Source organism: Pandoraea sp. ISTKB (assembly GCF_001721285.1).
Lineage (GTDB): Bacteria > Pseudomonadota > Gammaproteobacteria > Burkholderiales > Burkholderiaceae > Pandoraea > Pandoraea capi.
In genome coordinates, this window is sequence record NZ_MAOS01000039.1 from 116404 (window position 1) to 134182 (window position 17779).

A 17779-nucleotide genomic window follows, 5' to 3' on the forward strand; every position below is an offset into this window, starting at 1 on the left:
GGCGATCGTCTCCGTACTCAGGGCTGATCATCGCGCGCCTTGAGCTGGTACTGGTACCACGCGATCAACGCCACGATGAACAGCACGAGGAATATCGGGATCATGTAGCCGCGCGCCAGCCATCGCAAGAACGGGTCGCAGAACAGCAATGCCAGGCTGAGCAGGATCCAGATCCCCGCAATCGCAAGCGAAGGCGCGTGATAGTAACGCGTCATCCACTCGCGCCAGCGGCACGACACGTAGTAGGCCACGCCACACCCGATCAGCAACAGCAAGGCGATCTTCGTCGCCAGCCGGAACGCGAACAGGTTCTCGCACACCGTCTTGCAAACGGCCGAGGACTGCGCGCCGGCGGGAATCTGGTAGTGATCCGCCAGACATTCGCTGATGCTGCGCGTCATCGTGCAGGCCTGCACCCCTTCCGTCGGTTTGGGGATGAGCGACGCTGCCGACGGCACGGCGGGATCGGTTTTCGACGCCTCCGCCGCCGCATTGCTGAGTGGCATCGGCCAGAAGCCGATACCGCCAAAGTTGTCCTGCGCGTAGACGATATCGTCCTGAAGCTGCTGCCAGTTGTCGTTATCGAACGTGATGACGGGAATGATCTGGCGCAGCACCGTGCGACGATCCTCGCCATGCAGTCCGGCTTCGACCGACTCGCGCAGCGCCTTCTTCGAGTCGGTCGTCGGTTCATCGAGCAGCACGAGGAAATTCGGACGCCGGTTCCGGTCCCGGTCGACACGCGCCAGCAGGTCGGTCGAAACGTTCTTGTCGGTGTCCGTCACGAGTTGCAGCAGGTTCGAGTAGGTGTAGATGCCATGCCCCACGCGATCGTGGCGCACGAGAATGTCGATGCGATCCCCTGCCCTCGCCCGGCGCAACTGCGTGCGAAGCTGGTCGACAAACTGGTTGAACACCACGACCGACACGGGATCTTCCGGGTAGCCGTCGAAGAACAGCACGACCCCGCTGCCGTTGGTCGGCGCAAAGCGCGCGCCGAAGGGCAGATGGTTCGACACCGACGCCGTCCAGTTACGCAAGCCGGTCGAGAGCAGCTTCACGATGTCCGCGCCGAGCCGGTTCAGCACGGCCACCTTGCGATCCTTGTCCAGACGCGTCCAGGTCCGCCAGTCGTTGCGCTGGATCACCCATTGCACATCGCTCTGATGTCGTTGCGCCACCGAGACGAAGTCACCGGGCAACGAGGCGGACGTCTGCGACAACTCCACGAAATTGCTGCCGTAATTGGCTTGCACCAGCGAGCCGGTATCGTCGAACGTCGCACCGTAGTAGCCGATGCGCGTGAGCGTGCTGAAGTCGACGTTCTGCTTCGGCCCGGCCATCCAGAACGGGAAGAAGCCATAGACGGTGCCTTGCAGATGGTCTAACAGGCACCCGCAGCCGTCACCGCTCCAGCTCACCTGCCGGGTCGGGTCGAACACCGGCCGCTTGCGGGCGGTTGCGACCAGCGACGGCCGGAAACGATCGTACAGCGCTTGCATCAGTTGCGGCAGCGACAAGGTCTCAACGTTGCTGCACGTGCCTTTGCGCCAGAGCGCTTCGAGCTGCGCAAACAGTGCCGGGTCGCGCAGCACGGCTGACAACTGCTGCATCTGATCGGACGAAATCTTGCGCGCATCGGCCACGCTCCCCGGAATGCCCGTGGGACAAGCGCCCACACCTTCGCGCAAGCGCGCCATCACCGCCCGGTCGAACAGCCACAACTGCGGATACTGCAACCCCTGCAATCCCTTGAGCATGTCGAGCACGACCGGCGGCACCGACTCGTTGCGGCGGCTCGACGCCAGCTCTGCGAGCGCCTGCGCCGTGAGCACGTAGGTGGTCTGCGACTGCGCGGCGCGCACGATGTCCGGCACGTACGGATCGACCGGCGTCTTGATCTCCGAGGTGGCATCGAGAATCGCTTCGTTGAAGTCGGCCTGACTGGCGTACTCCTCGGTAAGCCCCGAGACGGCGTCGACGATTTCCGTCGGCACACGGTTGTCGTTACGGAGTTGCGCAAGCGAGGCGTCCGTGAGCTGGTACGTCGTGGTGACGGCCACGGCCCGGGCTTCCGGCAGATAGGCTTCGGCACGTTTGCCGAGATCCTTGAGGGCGTCGAGCACGGCGGCATCGAACAGTGGCTGATTCAGATAGACCTTGTCCTGCAAGGCCGAAAGATGGTCGATGACCTTGGATTTCGACGCCAGCAGGCTGAAGTCGGCGGCGTCGAGCGTGTAGTTGTAGATCGTCAGCAGGGCTCGATCCGGATCGGGGCCCGCGTTGCGATTCCCGTCGGTATCCAGGTGATAGAGCCAGAGCATGGCGGCGATCTCGTCGTCCGTGCCCGCAAGACGAATCTGGTAGTACCGCGCCTGCTCCTTTGGCTCGAACCCGTCGATCCAGCGACCGAGATCTGCGCCGACCAGATCGGCCTTCCATTGCGGATGCGCCCGCACGATCGACGCGAACTTCAGCAACGCCTGCACCGACGCACTGGTCAGGTTGCCGACCGGCTGCATCTTGAAGTCGAGCCAGAAACGATTGAGCCACGACAAGGTGATCGGACCGACGAGATTGTCCGACAGCGGTCGCGTGCTTTCACGATAAGCCTGAAGGTAGGCCGGGTCTTCCGAATAGATGACGAGGAGCGCCTGCTGAATGGCGCGTCGTGTGGCCGGTGCCAGATGGCGCACCACATCAGCAGAAATCAGCACGGTAGACGGGCCGGAGGTCGGCTCCGGCGTGACCTGCACGGTATTGACGATGCGCCACGCCTGCTCGGGTGTCATCGGCTTGCCGTCGCTGCCAATGGGCGGCGCCATGCGCGAGACCTTGACCGACGGCGTGTCGGCAGGCGCGGCGACGGCTTGCGTCGGGGCACCCTTGACGGTTGACGGCGGCGATGCGGACGTCGCGGGACTCGTTGCCGGCGCAGTTGCCGGTGCAGCAGGTGCTTGTGGCGCAGGCGGTGTCACCGGCGCAGCCGCAGGCGTTGATGCGGCAGCGGCCGTCGGAGACGCAGCGGAAGCGCTACTGACCGAGGAAGCCGGCGCGACCGCGCCCGGCGCAGACGCGGCCACCGGCGCGGCGGCAGGCAGCGACGCCGGGTGTGCTGTAGGCAACGACGTCGCGGCACTCGCCGCCACCGGCACCGCTGCGACGGCGGGTAACGAAATGAGCGTTACGAGCGCCCCAAGCGACAGGGTCAGCCCCGCCATCCCGGCGGTCAGCAACGAAATTCGTCTGCGTCTGCCGCAGCGCCCCATGAAGTCGACGTGGCTCATATCAGATCGTGCGTCCTTCTTTGAGGTGTTCGCGTCGGATGGCACGCTGCAAGTCGGCCTGCGAGACGGTATCGCGACCGTCGCGATCGGCCCACATCACGGCATGTCGCGCCACGTTGAGCAGCGCGCCGCCGGAGAGCACATGAGCGCTCGCCAGCCCGGGGAGGTCCACGTCGGCCGCCAGCCCCCGACGCTCGGGGAAGAGATTGCGCCAGAGCTGAAGCCGCTGGGCGTCGTCGGGCATGGGGAAGTGGATAGCGCTCTGGAAGCGTCGTGCAAACGCTTCGTCGATATTGCCTTTCAGGTTGCTGGCGAGCAGCACCACGCCCGGATAGTCTTCGATGCGTTGAAGCAAATACGCGACCTCCTGATTCGCATGACGGTCGTTGGCGCTACTTCCTTCGGTGCGTTTGCCGAAGAGCGCGTCCGCCTCATCGAAGAACAGGATCCAGCGCTTGTTCTGCGCCTGATCGAACACGTTCGCCATGTTCTTCTCGGTCTCGCCGATGTACTTCGAGACGATTTTCGACAGGTCGATCCGGTAGACGTCGACACCGGCTGCCTTGCCGAGCAACGTGGCTGTGAGCGTCTTGCCCGTACCCGGCGGCCCGTAGAACAGCGCACGAAAGCCGGGCTTCATCATCCGGTCGAGCTGCCAGCGGCGCATGACCGCTTCCCCGCCGTCGAGCCACTGGCGAATCTGGTCAATTTCGTCGATGACGTCCGGCGTCAGCACGAGATCGTGCCAATCATGCTGCGTGGTGATACGTTTGGCGGGGAAGCCCGCGCTGTAATCCGGCTTGTGCTCGCGCCCGGACGTGCTGCGTTCCAGAAAATCTCGCTCGACGTGCAACGCTGCGGCCAGCGCGGGCTCGCCGTCTGCCCGGCGTTCCAGCCGGAGGATGCCCGCCCGTGCAAACACGTGATCCGTGTCGAACAGGTCGAGCACTTCGAAGCGGCGCGACAAGTCGTCGCCAGCGAGCACGAACGCCGCCGTCTCACCGGTCGGCAGCAACCCGCTGTGATGTTGCGCACGCCATCCGCCGAACTCCGTGAACTGGCGCTCGGTGTTCTTGTTCTGCGTAAACAGCAGATCCAGCGCTTGTGGCCTGACGTGCGGCAGCATGGCCAGCATGAGCACGACGCGTGCGTCGAAGTCGTCCGCCAGACCGTACTCGACCAGCGCCTGGGCAAACGGCGAGGGATCGTCGGTTAGCGTCGGCGGCGTATGTCCGTGGATATCGTGCGGCACGCCTTCGTGCATGAAATAGGCGTGCAGCCGGGTTTCGAGCACGGCGCCGAACCACGCGATTTCTCGCGACAGGCTTTCGGCGTTGGCAGCCAGCGCGTTGGCGGCGGTCGGTGCAGACGTCATGCCCAGTTCACCCATAGCGGTTGCTCCATCCACGACAGTTGAATCGTGGAGATACTCCACGGCATCTGGCGCATCAGCACATCGATGGTGAGGCGGCGCACGTCCAAATGCCAGCCGTCTTCGGCCAGCGACAACCGACCGTCACGTTGCAGGAACGCTTCGCGCAGCCCGGCGCGTGAGGTATTGCCGAGCGCAGTCCAGTGCTGGAGCATGGCGTCGATCATCTGATCGCAAGTCGCGGCTTCCTTCTCCGTGATATCCAGATGACGCGCCACCGGCGTGGCGAACGGCACACCGCACAGCAGCTTGTGCATCGTCAACTCGTGTTCCGGCGCTTCGGTCTGCCCCGTACCGGCGTAATACAGCAAGAGCACCGCACGCTCGGCAGCGGCTTCGCTGACAAAGCGTCCGTCGTGAGTGAGTTCGACGAATTTCCACAGCATGGGCAGGAACCCACTCATCAGGACAGTACCGGCGTGGGGCACATCGAAAGGCGTTTGGGCGGCCGCCTCGTTCGTGTTCGAAGGGGATGAACGCATGTCGATTCCTGTTTGCTGTTGGACTTGAGCGATCAGCGCGGGCGGCGCCTCGACACCGGCATGACGCGCCAGTCGCGTCACCATCGATCCGGCGAACACTGCCGAATCGAACGGACGCTGCGGGGCGAATAACCACGGGAACAGGCTTAGCCAGCGCATGCGAGGTAAATCCGCCGCCGCGATGGCCTGCATGGACGTCGCGCACATCTCAGCGATATCCGTCGCGAGTCGCAGCATCGTTGCGACCTGCGGCGTGTCGCGAGGCGACAGCCGTGCGAGGCCGGGCCACAACGGCTGCGGGATGAGATCCAGCCAGCGTCCGGCAAGCACCTCATCGTCTGCGGCCAGCGCAATGACCGGACGCAACACGTGCGCACCGGAATAGACAGACTGCCGTATCCAGATATCGAACCCGGACGGCGGCAGTTGCGCGGAACGAAATGCCGAGGAAGTCAGGTAGTCGATGAAGTCATCTGGCATGGCGGTGCGACGGGTTTGGGCTTTGGATTGCGCGGCGGCAGATGCCAACTGTGCCGATGCCGGAGGCCCATCTTGATCTGAGGTTTTTGGGGATGTGGGGAAAGCACCCGGCAACTGAGGTGTCGTCGCCGCGTCGTGCGCCCGGATCTGCGGCTCAGTGTCAGTCGCATCGTCGGGAAATGCTGGCGCATCGTCGGACGCGGCTTCGCTTAACGCTTCCAGTTCCAGCACGCTATCGCTGGCGAGTGCGGCCGCGACACTGGCGAAGTACCGGGCGACTGCGCTCGGCGGCGTCGAGGCATCGTCTGGCGCATGCGCGGCAATCGAACGGTAGAGAACGTCACGATGCTCGTCGGGAATCACGTCGCTCGTCGCGATCATCGTGTCGATGATGGCTTGCCAGTCGGTGGCAGTGAGGTCTCCCGCCCCGGCGGTCAGCGCAGGATGGGCGGTCGCAAGCTCACGTTGCAGCGTTGCTCGTTGTGCGTCTGTCAGTCGCGCCATCTCACCCGTCAGATCGCCGCCTCGCGGCAGCACTTCGTGTCGGAGACGCAGCAGGCGTTGCAGCGCCTCGGTGGACGATGCTGTTGGCGCGTCGCTGCGATCAGCGATGGACGACGCGCGGTTCCGGCTCACCCGCTGTGTCCCGCTGACGACCGGTACCTGACTGCCGTCCAGTGCGCCCTGAGAATTCGACATCTCCGACATCTCTGGTGTCTCTGGTGCATCCGGGACAACCGAGACGTTGCCGGCGTCCAGCGTGCTGTCGGCTTCGATGGCGTGAAGCCTTGTTTCGCCCTGGCTTGCCGATGGGCTGAGTGCGTCCTTCAACGCGTCATCTGTCGAAGCACGCGCGTCATTCCGAGAGGCGTCCGCTCGTTCGTCATCATGACCGGGGATGGCAACATCCCTTGTCTTCGAGTTCGTAGACGATACTTCCGAGCTTGCGCTTTCCATCGCGCGATCTGTCTGGCTTTCGAGTCGCAGCGAAGGCGTTGCCGTGACCGGCATCGAAAGCCACTGATCGATCAGGCGATGCTGCCACGGCGCTGCTGCCGAGCGATGGACGAGCGCACTCAGTTGGGTGATGGAAGCGTTAGCACCCCCGCCTCGCAGATGCGTAAATACAGCGTGCCAGACGATTCGTTTCCACGTCGCGAAACTCCATGACGACGGGGGTATGGGTGGGGACGTCGATGAAGGCGTCGATGAGGACCGATGGCTCGCCCGTGCACCGCTCACGTCAGGGGTGCTGACCGCCGTCGCTATCGGCAGGCTCTCGACATCGTAGCTCGCTGTCCTCAGGTGTTGGTGGTCGCTGCCGATCAGGTGCTCCGACGAGACGTTGCCGGGCAGCGGATTGAGCGAATTACCCTCATTGAACACGTCCCACGACAACGCCGAAAGCGAACGCCAGAGCGACGAGGCCGCAGGGTCAAGAAGCGTCGCGAGATCGGCCAGCATGTTTTCCGGGAAACCTTGCACGACGCGGATCAACACCGTGTCGTACCCCGCGTAATGGCGCCAGACGCCGGACAGCGCATCACTTTCGTTGGCCAGCCATCGTTGCCAGTCCTCGAACAGCGCCTCCGGGGAGCCGCTCAGCAGCGCGCGAATGAGACGCTCATGCGCCGGTAGCGTCTCCGGGGCTGACGTGGCGTCGGCGTTATCGATGGCAAGCGGCAATGCGTCTGTCGTGTCGTTCGAACTCGACAGAGTGGCACTTTCGGGAGCGCTCGCAGCGACTTGCACCGGACTTGGCGCCGTCGTTCGCTGAACGCCGGGCAAACGCTCCGGTTCAAACAGGGATCGAGGACGATCCATAGCGCGTGGGCGCTGCGCCTCACTGATCGCCATATCCGGCGAGGTCGCGGAGGCGGCAGCTTCCAATGCGATCTTCGGCGTGCCTGACGCGTCAAGTCCATCACCCGACACGCGTTGCGTCTGCACCGTCCTGGCGTGGGAAACATGCTCAGCGAACGTCGCCCGATGCACCAAGGACGCCACGTCGCCAGACCATACACGACGCCATCCCGATGCGGTGGTCATCGCCTCGCTCGTGATTGACTCAGAAATGGCCGTGATCCCGGCATCACTCGTATCGGTCTCTACGAGCGCGCTCTCGTCAGAATCCGCCCCAGCAACCGGGTCCGTTGCGTCTTCCGAATGCATGCTCGTGGCCGCATAACCGGTGACGCGTTCTGCGTCTGCCTTGCCGTTGTGGCTAACTACGCTCGTATCCGCCTTCTTGTCCGTCGTGACCTCAACATGCGCACGCGCCGTCGGATTTACGCTCGCGTTTTCTTCGTCTGCCTTCCTGCTGTGGCTAGCTACGCTTGTATCCGTCTCCGTGTCCGTCGTGACATCAACATGCGCACGCGCCGTCAGATTCATGCTCGCGGTCTCGTCGTCTGCCTTGCTGCTCTGGCCAACGCCAACTACGCTTGTATCCGCTTCCGTGTCCGTCGTGACTTCAACCGGTGCACTCGCCATCGGATTTGTGGTTATGTTTTCCCGGTATGCCCCGCCTTTCTCGCTGTCCGCACCACTCCCGCCAATCATCTCCATTTCGACGCGTGTCTCGGGCCTAAGCGCATCTGTGCCGGTAAATTCGCCCCCGGTCGTCGACAGATGCACGGCCGCTTGCAGGGCTGCCGTCGCGTCGCGTCCCGCCACGTCCTCAGTACCCGAGCGCGTTGGAATGCGTGACGTCAATGTGCCCGGCGGCGTCGTGAGGTCGTCAGTCGGCATCGTCAGCCAACGAGACAAGAGCAGTCGAAGCATGTCCTCCAGCATCGACAACGGGAATGTCGAGGCGACTCGCTCACGCAAGTCCGGGACCGAAAGGTAGTGATGCAGCGCCTCGCTTAGCAGCTCGGGATGGTTTTCCATCAGTTGCGGCCAGACGCTATAGAGCGGTTCGGCTTGCCCGCGCGTAAAAGCTGCTGCCAATAGCGCTTTCCATCGGGCAGCCCGTGCGCCGCTCGACGGACGGTGCGTCGTCGCCCTCGCCTCGTCCGTCGACGCGTCGGATGGAGGTGTCCACGGGTCTCCCGCCACGTGATGGGCGCCACGGTCAGAATGGTGAAGCGTCGCTTCTGGCGCTATGCTGCCGGGCGTGCCGAGCGTCTGACTCACCCGGTGTAACGCGTCGATCATTGGCGACGGCAGTGCGCCCGATCGCCCTGAAGTCGCGGCACGCAACACCGCCCGGATGCTCGCCGTTGCTTCCTCGTTCGTGCCGGGCCAGACATTGACGCGAGCGCGGGAAAGCACGGCGTGCCAAACGTCATGCCAGGGCATCGATTGCGCGCCGGTCCCTGACAGCCCCAGGCCTGCCACCATCAATCTCGCTCTCGCGACCCGTTGTGCGTCGGCGCGCAACGTTGGACGCCAACCGGCAGTGGCCAGCAGCGACTCAAGCGCGTCGAGTTCGCGCAGCCATTCGGACGCGGCATTCGGATGCAGCGCCCTGATCATCGCGGCGACGTTGCTCGCCGAAAACTGCTTCGTCAGGCGTTCGATCAAGACTTCTGGCGAGGCGCTTGCCTGAATTTGCCGACGAACGCTCTCGACGCCGCCTACAAGTACCCGAGCGAGCAGACGGCCTAGTGGATCGTCCGATACCTCCGATACCGTCGATTCCGTGGAGCGAGCCGAACTAACGCCCGAGGTCGCAGAGGTCGATTCACTGGACTCAACCGAGGCGACCGCGCCAACAGGCGTGACCGAGGCGACCGAACGCCCGGTCATCGTCGAAGCCCCCAACGCCACAACATCGGAAGCACCGGAAGCCGCGACATCGGACACGCGAGCAGGCCGCTCAGTGTCCGTGTGCCTGCCGGGATAGCCATCGCGCGAGTCGCTCGCTACGTCGCCCACTGCCAGACCGTGCGTCAGAAATGCCATGAGATCTGCGACGTCGGCGTCCGTCTGCGTCGCGAATCGGCGGGCCTTCGGTACGTCAGGCTTATCCGTCGGATCATCTGCCCCGTAGTTGGCGTTCAACGGCACGGGCGCGATCGAAACGTCTTCACGTTCCTCATGGCGCCCATATCCCTCATGTCGCTCATATCGCTCGGGACTCCCCGCGCCCTCTCCGTCACGCCCGTCACCCAGCACCTCAGCCAGCGCCAACGCTAGCTGCTCCGCCAGCGCATCGGGCAACGCTTCGGCCTCGACTTCGCCGAGATCGACGTCGAGCCGGTCGATGCGATGGATCCCGAGGTCGCGGGCCGCATCGTCGAGCACCGACGCCATCACCGGCAGCAAACGCTCGACGACCAGCGTACGAAGCGGTTCACCCTGCGACATGCCCATCTCGCCCGACGCGAACGTCAGGTCGAAGTCGAGCTTGCGGATCCGATGGCGCGCCTGCACCGCTACACCCAAAGCGTGAGGTGATGCGCCCGACGGCGGCGCATCAGCAACGCGCGCAGGCTGGCGCTCGCGGCGTCGAGCCGGTCCAGCGACGACGATGTCTCCCGCTCCCGAAGTCGTGCACGCCACAGCCCGTAGCGGTGCTCGAAGTCGCGCATGGCGACATAGTCCAGCCAGTGGAATTCCGGCAGCAGGTGCGCCGGCAGGTTGCGGCAGACCGTCTCCTGCGCGAGCAGCCGGAAATCGGGATCGCTGAATCGCGCCGTCCACGCCGGAAAGACCACACTCACGCGCGCGTTGAAGAACGACGCGGCTTCGTGCGCCTGCGCTTCCGTCTCCCCTTCGGTTTGCGTGGAAGGACGATGCGGACGCAGCAACACGTGCTCCACCAGATAGAAGCCCTCCGACGCCTGATTCAACTCACACAGGAACTCGCGCAATATCTCGACGTACCGGTCGGCGTAGGCCACCGCCTCATCCCCATGAAACCGCGCCAGTTGCACCTCGTCGGCCGTTTTCCCGTTCGTGGCTTCGCCAATGCGGGGATCGTGCGTGCGGAAATGAACGTGCAGCGCGTCGCCATGCTGCCTGAGCACATAGTTCTCCAGACGCACGCCATGCACGAGCAGCCCGCCGGGCAAGGTGTCTCCCGGTGCGGTATGCGCTTCGCTCCGGTGCGCCGCCGACGGCGGCTCGCCCTGCGACTTGAGCACGATGAGACGTGCCGCCGCATGCTCGTAGCTCGTCTTCGTCGCCGTAGCGTCGGATTGCAACCGCAGGTGCCAACGCAGCAACGCGTCGCTCAGGGGCGCACGCGGCGGTTCGGCCGGCAAGCCCAGCAGGATCGAAATCTTCGCGTGGACCCCGGCCACGTTGGGCCGACCGTCGGCACGCACATCCATCGCGGTGATATCGAACGCCGACGCCCGGTCCCGCGACAGCGTCGCGATGTGACGAAGGAAATCGAGCTTGTTGTCGATCAGCCAACGCGCGCCGTGCGCGTCCTGATAGTCGTCGAAGCGTCGCAGGGACTTTTGCGAATACGTCTCGCCGTACATGGCGAGCAACACGTCGAGCAACCGGCTGCGGCGATCCTCGGCCCGATCCTTTCTCGACACGATCCGCTCAAGGCGGCTGCGCACCGCTGCCGGGGCGTCTGTATAGAACGCCTCGATATCGGGCAAGGCGTCGTTGTCGATGGTTTGCGAGAAATAGGTCTCATACAACGTGTCGACGGAGAACATCCGGCCGACGGATTGCAGGTTTTCCAGATAATTGGCCATCAACTGCTCGGCCAGATAGAGATAGGCTTTCAGTTGATGCGCACTGACCCGATTCGCAAGCGGTGCCGTAGCCGGTACACCGAATCGGTTGATCCCGTAGATCGCCGGAAACTGATGCTGGATCGAGTAGTAATCGCGCAGGGCGCGCTGCTCACCCTGCGGCGCCGGCACGATACCCGCCACCGACTGCTTCGTGTTACGCAGCGTATCGAATTCGAAGCGCGCTTTGGCCAGCGCTACGCGAGCGTCGTCGAGCACGACCCGCGACTTCTCCTCCCGGCGATGCTCGTTGCCGCCATTCGACGCCTGCGCCCTCGTACCGCCACCGACCGCGCCGCTCGCGAAGTGCAGCCGCAGGAAGCTGCCCTGCGCGTCGCCCGGAAACCGCAACCGCAACACCGCGCCCGATGTGCCGTTCATGCTGTCGCTGTTCACCGGTTTGCCGTCGGCGTCGCACAATGCAAGACGCTGCACGTGGGCCACGCCATCGACCGCCTGCACCAGCCCGACGAGGCGGGCCAGCGCGATCGGCGCCCCCTGCGCCTGCGCGCCGGTGCTCGCTACGTAGCCATGCTCCGTACGCGGCCCGGCAAACAGGGTCTCGAGCGGAATGCCGGCATCGAATGCCTTCACGTATCGCTCGATCCGGAAGCCCGAATGCACCGCGCGCGCGCACTGAAAGAAGATGTCGGCGAAGATCGACGCCGGATCGCGCTCGCTATGAATCTGGATCTCGCCGCTCAGATACACGGGTTGGACCGGCACGACGACGACGTCGGACAGGTCCTCGCCCAGATTCCGATGCGCATGGAACACTTCCCTGACGCGCAGACATACGGCGGCTTCATGCTTCGCGCGGGTGGCGTCGTCTGCGTTGTCCTGAAGGGCGTCGTTGAGCTTGATGGCGACGCGGCACAAACCGTGCGCGGCGTGAACGTTGTCGAGCGGGCGTTCGTCTCGCGTGAGCCAGACGTCCTCAAGCTCGGGAATCGTGTCGTAGAAGCGCTTGCGATAGTCCTCGAACGTGAGCACCTCGCTTGGCAGGATGTCGTCTGCCGGATGCAGCGCGTGACGCTGGTAGTCGATCCGTCCGTCGTCGCCGACCAGATAGTCTTCCGGCGGGAAGTCGGAGCGGTACCCCAACTCCGTGATGGCGTAACACAACTGCTCAAGAATCGTGACGCCCGGATCGTGCAGGTTGTAATCGGTCCAGCGCTCGCCGCACAACGCCTGCAACGTCGCAATGCCTGCGCGACGCAATGCATCGAAGTCGAGTCCGTGAGGATCGGACCCGGCGCCGTCGTGACGGGCGATGGACTCGGGGGCGTTCATGGCATCCTCACGCCGGGCACCCGAGCGGCATGACGTGGGGCGCGCATGGGGCTGCCCGATGCGCGTTCGCCAGCGTCGCGGGCGGCGTGCAGTTGTGCCTTCAGGTCGTCGATCAACACGTGCACCCGGTGATACGGCAGTTGCCCGAGGGCCTCCACGATCAGCGCGAATGCGCCCGGATCGAGCGCACACACCAGCGGCGCGCCCGGTGTAGCGGCATTTGCCTGCCGGTTCAGCATGCCGATCAGCTCGAAGACCCGCTTGAACGGAAGTTCGCTCAGCGCGCTCATGAGCAACTGCGCGTCGGGCGCGGTGAGGACGATGTCGACGGTAGCGGGCGCTGCGCTGCTGCCCGTTGTACCCGACGTGGCGGTCATGGTCATTGCGCCCCCTTGGGTTCGGGGTCCGTCGCGCTACCGGTCATCTCCGGATCGAACCAGAGCGTGGTCAGGTAGTACGTCACCCAGGTTTTGGGCGCGCCGGCAGCATCGCGCGCCGAGTCGTACGGACACCCCACGCGCATTTGCAGCACGTAGCTATGCTTCGCGCCATCCGGTGCGTCTGCCCACTGAAGCTGGAGACGGTTGCACTTGCTGCCGAAATGAGACTGGCGATAGTCGATGTCCCCCTTGCCGTTGTAGGCCATGACGGCGTAGGCGTGCATCACCGCGAATTTCCCGCTGCCCCGCTTGCCCACGCCAGCCGTGATCTCGAAGGCCTGACAACCGGTGAGCGGGTCCGTAATGTCGTGCCATTTCCCGTCCGCCTGCACCGCGCGTGCACCGGGACGTCCACGTCGCCCGTCGGCAACGACACGGCCGGCCACGTCAAGTTCGAATCCGACGGCTGGCGCGGACTTGTCTGCGGCGGCCGTGGCCGTGACGTCGACTTTGCCAAGCTGACGCAGTGTCAGCGCCGTGGGGTTGTCGCCGTTACCGAACGCCAGCCCCCCGGCTTCCCCGTCGAGCTGAATTGTCCAGATGGGGCTTTTCAGATCGATGTTCTGGTAGAAGCTCAGGAGCTTGCCCTGATTGAGCTGCGACACCTTGAGGCCGTCGACGGGCGTTTTGTCGAAGCCTTCGTCCACGATGTTCAGCATGGAGTCGATCAGCTCGGAGAACGCCGTCGCCGACGGCATTTCGCCATTGCCGAACTTGCGTCGCAGGGTGTCCCGGTTACGCCGGGCGATCGGTTTTCCATTCATGGTCGTCATCCGAAATGATGAAGGTGGTGCCGATTTCGAGTTGGCTCAGCGTGGTCGGCACGCCCTCGTAATCCTTGTCGTCGTCCACCGCGTCGATGGCGTGATGGGCCACGGGAATCGCGATGCTCCACGGGTACAGCGGGACGATGTCGGTCTGCGGCCCGGTGGCGTCGCCGGTCCGGCGTGCGGTGTCGGACAGCGTGAACGTCTGCATGTCGGTCGCGGCCAGCTCGGCAGCCTCGGCGCCGCTCGCCACCGTCGCGATCCGAAGCATCGAGAACCCGGAGACGTACTGCACATACGGCAACGACCCGATGTAGGCCTCGATGTCGTGCTGGCGAATACACCATCCGAAATGCGTGCGATAACCCACGTCGTCCTGCCACGGCGTGAGGTAGCGTGAGATCGCGGCATTGAGCTGTGCCAGATAAAAGCCGTTGCCCGCCCGGTCGGTAAAGCGCACCTTGCATCGCACCTGAATGCGCTCATAGACGGGGTTCTCGACGGAGACATCCGCCCACGGCGACGACAACGCATTGGCGAACTCCGCGATCTGCCGGATCACGTTGCCGTCGAGCATCGGCATCTGCTCGGCATCCTTCACGGCAGGCCAGTACGGCAAGGGCACGATGAGCGCCTGACCGGGGCGGACGCAATCATGCGGCCCGTGCTTCGTGGACAGATTGGCGAAGCACTTCACTTTGTAAACTTCGGGGAAGGCTTCCAGAATCAGCGACTCGAAATCTGCCGGTGTCACGGCCCGTTGCTTGTGACGAAGCCGCTCGCTCACGCGCGTACGCATCTGCTCGCGAGTCTCCTGCGGACGCCCGCCGCAGGACGGCAGCGGCTGGACGAGCGAGACGATCCCGGGCAGCGGTCGCCGACTGCGCGTAATCGTCCCGGCGGGTAGCACCATCGGTACTTCCTGCGGCACGTCAGGCCCACGGCGTACCTGTACGGCCTGCGCATGCACGGCGTACAGGCTGCAATACTTCTCCATGTCGCGATCGGCGCTCACGCGCAACCAGTAAAGCCCGTCCGGCATGACCGTGTTGCGTTTGCCGATGTCGGCAGGCACCCGCAAGGTGACGATGCCGGACGTCATCAACTGGTGAGTGCCATCGGTCAGAATGTCTCGCCGTGACAACGGCTTCCACACATTGCCCGAGAGATAGCTCCAGTGCAGACCGGCCGGACGCCCTGGGTCAGTGACATCCGTGGCATCAGCATCGTGCACGACCGGTGCAGCGACGGGCCGGGAGTCTGCGCGCAACTGGAACAGTAGCGTTTGCGTCTCGCCGGGTTCACCCAGTGCGCTGGCGTCGATACCGACATAGAGATTCCCGGCGTCGTCGAAGCGCGGTAGCAACTCCGGCGCGGGGTAACTCGTCATGTCCAGCGACTCCCAGCCCGACGGAAACAGATGGAGGAAACGCCCGTCTTCGTCGCGATTGGCGATGCGGTCCACACTGATCGCGCCCGTTGCCGCGTAATCGAACGAAATCGTGTTGACGATCGGGGTGTACGGCGCACGCGGCATCGGACGCGCCCTGCGCCACATGCGCTTGCGTGCATTCGCGAGCATGGTCGTGGACAACGTCTGCGCATACGCTTCGTGACCGAAGGCAAAGGCCGGTGCCGCAAAGGTGAACTTGAAGAAGCCGTTCTTCGCGCCCGGGCCCCAGGTCAATGGATGCGTGGGGCTCACGCCGGCATCGGGTTCGAACAGCGACGCAAGGTGACCGGCGTCCCAGACAATGGTGTTGTCGATCCGTTCGCCCTTGCCCGGTGTCACGCGCGTGTGAAAGAGCGGCACCACGGGACGTGCGGCCTCGCCTGCCGGCAGCCACCCGCCTTTCGCCAGCACTTCGACCGACGCCAGATAGTCTTCGTTAGCCAGCCGTACGTCATAACCGTCGTACCACGTACCGAACCCGCCCGTTACGCGCGGCAAGTCCGCCCACTCGATGCGCAGACGAAAGCGCGTGATGCGCTTGACGGCCATCTCCGTACTCCCAGCCACCAGATAGCTGCCAAGACGCGGCAGCGGTCCGAACGGGGCGAACGGGGTCGCGGCACTCAATTGGCCGATGTTGTTGTACAGGACTAGATCGCGGCAGCCGCGTGCCTCGACGTCGATGCGCGCCCCCGTCACGGGCAGATTGCGCAACAGGCCGTACGGAAACAGATACGCGCCGGGGTTGACGATGCATCTGAGGAGCGGCGTTTCGACGTCGAACTGCTCGCCGTGCAACGCGGGCGAGTAACGCACGACCGATGGCGATTGCGGGGGAAGCACGAAGCTCAATCGCAATTCGCGGTCTTCGAGTCTCGGCACGTAACCTGCGATGTCGATCCAGCCCGTCTCCCCCGTGAGCGCGACGGAAAACAGGCTGCGAAGGATCTTGAGATAGAGGTCCTGACGTCGCAGATGCATCGCTTCGGATGCCTCGTCCGACCGTTCCCCGGTCGCGTCGACCTCAGCGGCCTCATCGATCTCATCGCTCTTGCCGAACACCGCATCGGCCACTTGTCCTAGTTGCGTGACGAGTTTGTCGTCGGCGAACGTGATCGTCAGCGTCACGATCCGCTCGCCCTCCTTGAGCAGCAGGACCTTGCTGGCCAGTGCGAATCCGATGCGCGCCTGTCCGTGGGGACGAATACCGGCGCCGGGCTTGGGCGCACCGAGAATCGGCCACGCCTGCGGGTGTTCGGTGCCGGGCGGCGCGCAAGGCACTTCGTCGAACCACGCGGCCGTCGGCCATTTCCGTCCATTGGCACCCGCACCCGGATCTTCCGGCAGCAGATTCTCCGGCATGCTGTAGCCGTTGTGATCGAGGAAGAGGGTCTGCACCCGGCTCACGCGCGCGCCGCTCACGCGCAGCGCGTCTTCGGACAGATAAAGGATGTCGCGACCGTGGGCATCGATGCCGGCGGGAAATGCCGTGCCGGCGGGCACCAGCACATCACGCGCGTCCGGGTTGCGGCGCAGCACCAGCCACGTGCGATCGGGTACGACACCGCGTGGCGTGCTGCCGAGCATGCGCTCGTAATAGAAGTCGATGAACTTCTGGGTGTAGCCGTTGAGCTTGCTCTGAAGCTTCTCGAACTGCCTCACGAAAGCGATCAGCATGCCCACGGCCGGGTCGTGATTGCCGCTGTGCAACGACGCGGGCAATCGCGACAACGCCTCCTTGCGGACCATTTCGATCGCCTTCATGTAAGCGTGGAAATCGGCGCGCACGTCCGCCTTCGTCAATGTCGATGCGGGCGGCGTTGCCATCGATTCGGACGATGACGTCGGCGCGTGTGCCTCACCCTCGGCGGCTTGCGCGACGACCGATGTCTGCGCTTCCGTCCAGACCGGATCGAGCGGCGTTTGCAGGTGCGCCGAGGTCAGCGCGCCGAGCACGCCCGACTGACGTCGGCTCAGTTGCATGATGACCGCGCGCAGCACCGTGCGCAGCCCGAGGCCGTTATCGCTTTGCGCTTGCGACAGCGCTTCGAACCAGTCGTTGAGCGTGACGATCAGTTCAGGAACGGGAGACGCCCGCAACATCGACCGCAAACCGGTCCCCTCGCCGCTCGCGCCACCCACGCCGTCGTATTCCGGCGTGTCCCGCCACCATTGGGCGAAGCGCTCCGTCTCGCGCGCGAGGTCGAAGGCGAGGATGCGGCTCATGACCACCGTTTCGTCCGCCCGGAAGAACGGCGACCAATCCCCTTGCGGCTCGTCGTTGCCGTTATGGAAACGCACCAGCGATGCGAATTCGACGACGATGTCGAGCAGTTCGTGAAACGTCATCTCGTCGAGACGGAAATACCCGTCCTGCAATGGAGGCAGCGCCCGCATTGCCTGACTGGTTCCGTCCCGAATGATGAGGTTGTGCATCGGCTGG

The 17779-nt window shown here is 64.3% G+C and carries 7 protein-coding genes; all 7 read right to left on the minus strand.

Annotated features, from left to right (window positions below; all coding sequences use genetic code 11):
* Positions 1 to 17: 17 nt before the first annotated feature.
* The 7 genes from A9762_RS15425 to A9762_RS15455 are packed head-to-tail and all read right to left on the minus strand — an operon-like array spanning position 18 to position 17772.
* The gene (locus tag A9762_RS15425; protein WP_069342889.1) at positions 18 to 3287 is read right to left on the minus strand and encodes a hypothetical protein; all 3270 of its coding nucleotides are present in this window, start codon (positions 3285 to 3287) and stop codon (positions 18 to 20) included.
* Position 3288: 1 nt separating this feature from the next.
* A complete protein-coding gene (locus tag A9762_RS15430; protein ID WP_240493580.1) occupies positions 3289 to 4677 on the minus strand; it encodes an ATP-binding protein in 1389 nt (462 codons plus the stop codon).
* Positions 4659 to 10061 (minus strand): contractile injection system tape measure protein, encoded by a 5403-nt coding sequence (locus A9762_RS15435; RefSeq protein ID WP_069342890.1) that lies wholly within the window; start codon positions 10059 to 10061, stop codon positions 4659 to 4661. The genes A9762_RS15430 and A9762_RS15435 overlap by 19 nt, the downstream gene beginning before the upstream one ends.
* A gap of 2 nt (positions 10062 to 10063) precedes the next feature.
* Positions 10064 to 12676, minus strand: a complete 2613-nt coding sequence (locus A9762_RS15440; protein WP_069342891.1) for a hypothetical protein — start codon at positions 12674 to 12676, stop codon at positions 10064 to 10066.
* Positions 12673 to 13059, minus strand: coding sequence for a hypothetical protein (locus tag A9762_RS15445; protein ID WP_139133241.1), 387 nt, complete (start codon positions 13057 to 13059; stop codon positions 12673 to 12675). Before A9762_RS15445 ends, A9762_RS15440 begins: the two co-directional genes overlap by 4 nt.
* On the minus strand, positions 13056 to 13880 hold the full coding sequence (locus A9762_RS15450) for a hypothetical protein (protein ID WP_139133242.1): 825 nt from the start codon (positions 13878 to 13880) through the stop codon (positions 13056 to 13058). Before A9762_RS15450 ends, A9762_RS15445 begins: the two co-directional genes overlap by 4 nt.
* Entirely contained in the window at positions 13852 to 17772 is a 3921-nt protein-coding gene (locus A9762_RS15455) for a baseplate J/gp47 family protein (RefSeq protein WP_069342894.1), read from the minus strand. Before A9762_RS15455 ends, A9762_RS15450 begins: the two co-directional genes overlap by 29 nt.
* Between the last annotated feature and the right edge of the window lie 7 nt (positions 17773 to 17779).

Coding starts and splice junctions, on each gene's coding strand:
- A9762_RS15425 (WP_069342889.1), bottom strand. CDS start 3,287: ATGAGCCACGTCGACTTCATGGGGCGCTGCGGCAGACGCAGACGAATT.
- A9762_RS15430 (WP_240493580.1), bottom strand. CDS start 4,677: ATGGGTGAACTGGGCATGACGTCTGCACCGACCGCCGCCAACGCGCTG.
- A9762_RS15440 (WP_069342891.1), bottom strand. CDS start 12,676: ATGAACGCCCCCGAGTCCATCGCCCGTCACGACGGCGCCGGGTCCGAT.
- A9762_RS15445 (WP_139133241.1), bottom strand. CDS start 13,059: ATGACCATGACCGCCACGTCGGGTACAACGGGCAGCAGCGCAGCGCCC.
- A9762_RS15450 (WP_139133242.1), bottom strand. CDS start 13,880: ATGAATGGAAAACCGATCGCCCGGCGTAACCGGGACACCCTGCGACGC.
- A9762_RS15455 (WP_069342894.1), bottom strand. CDS start 17,772: ATGCACAACCTCATCATTCGGGACGGAACCAGTCAGGCAATGCGGGCG.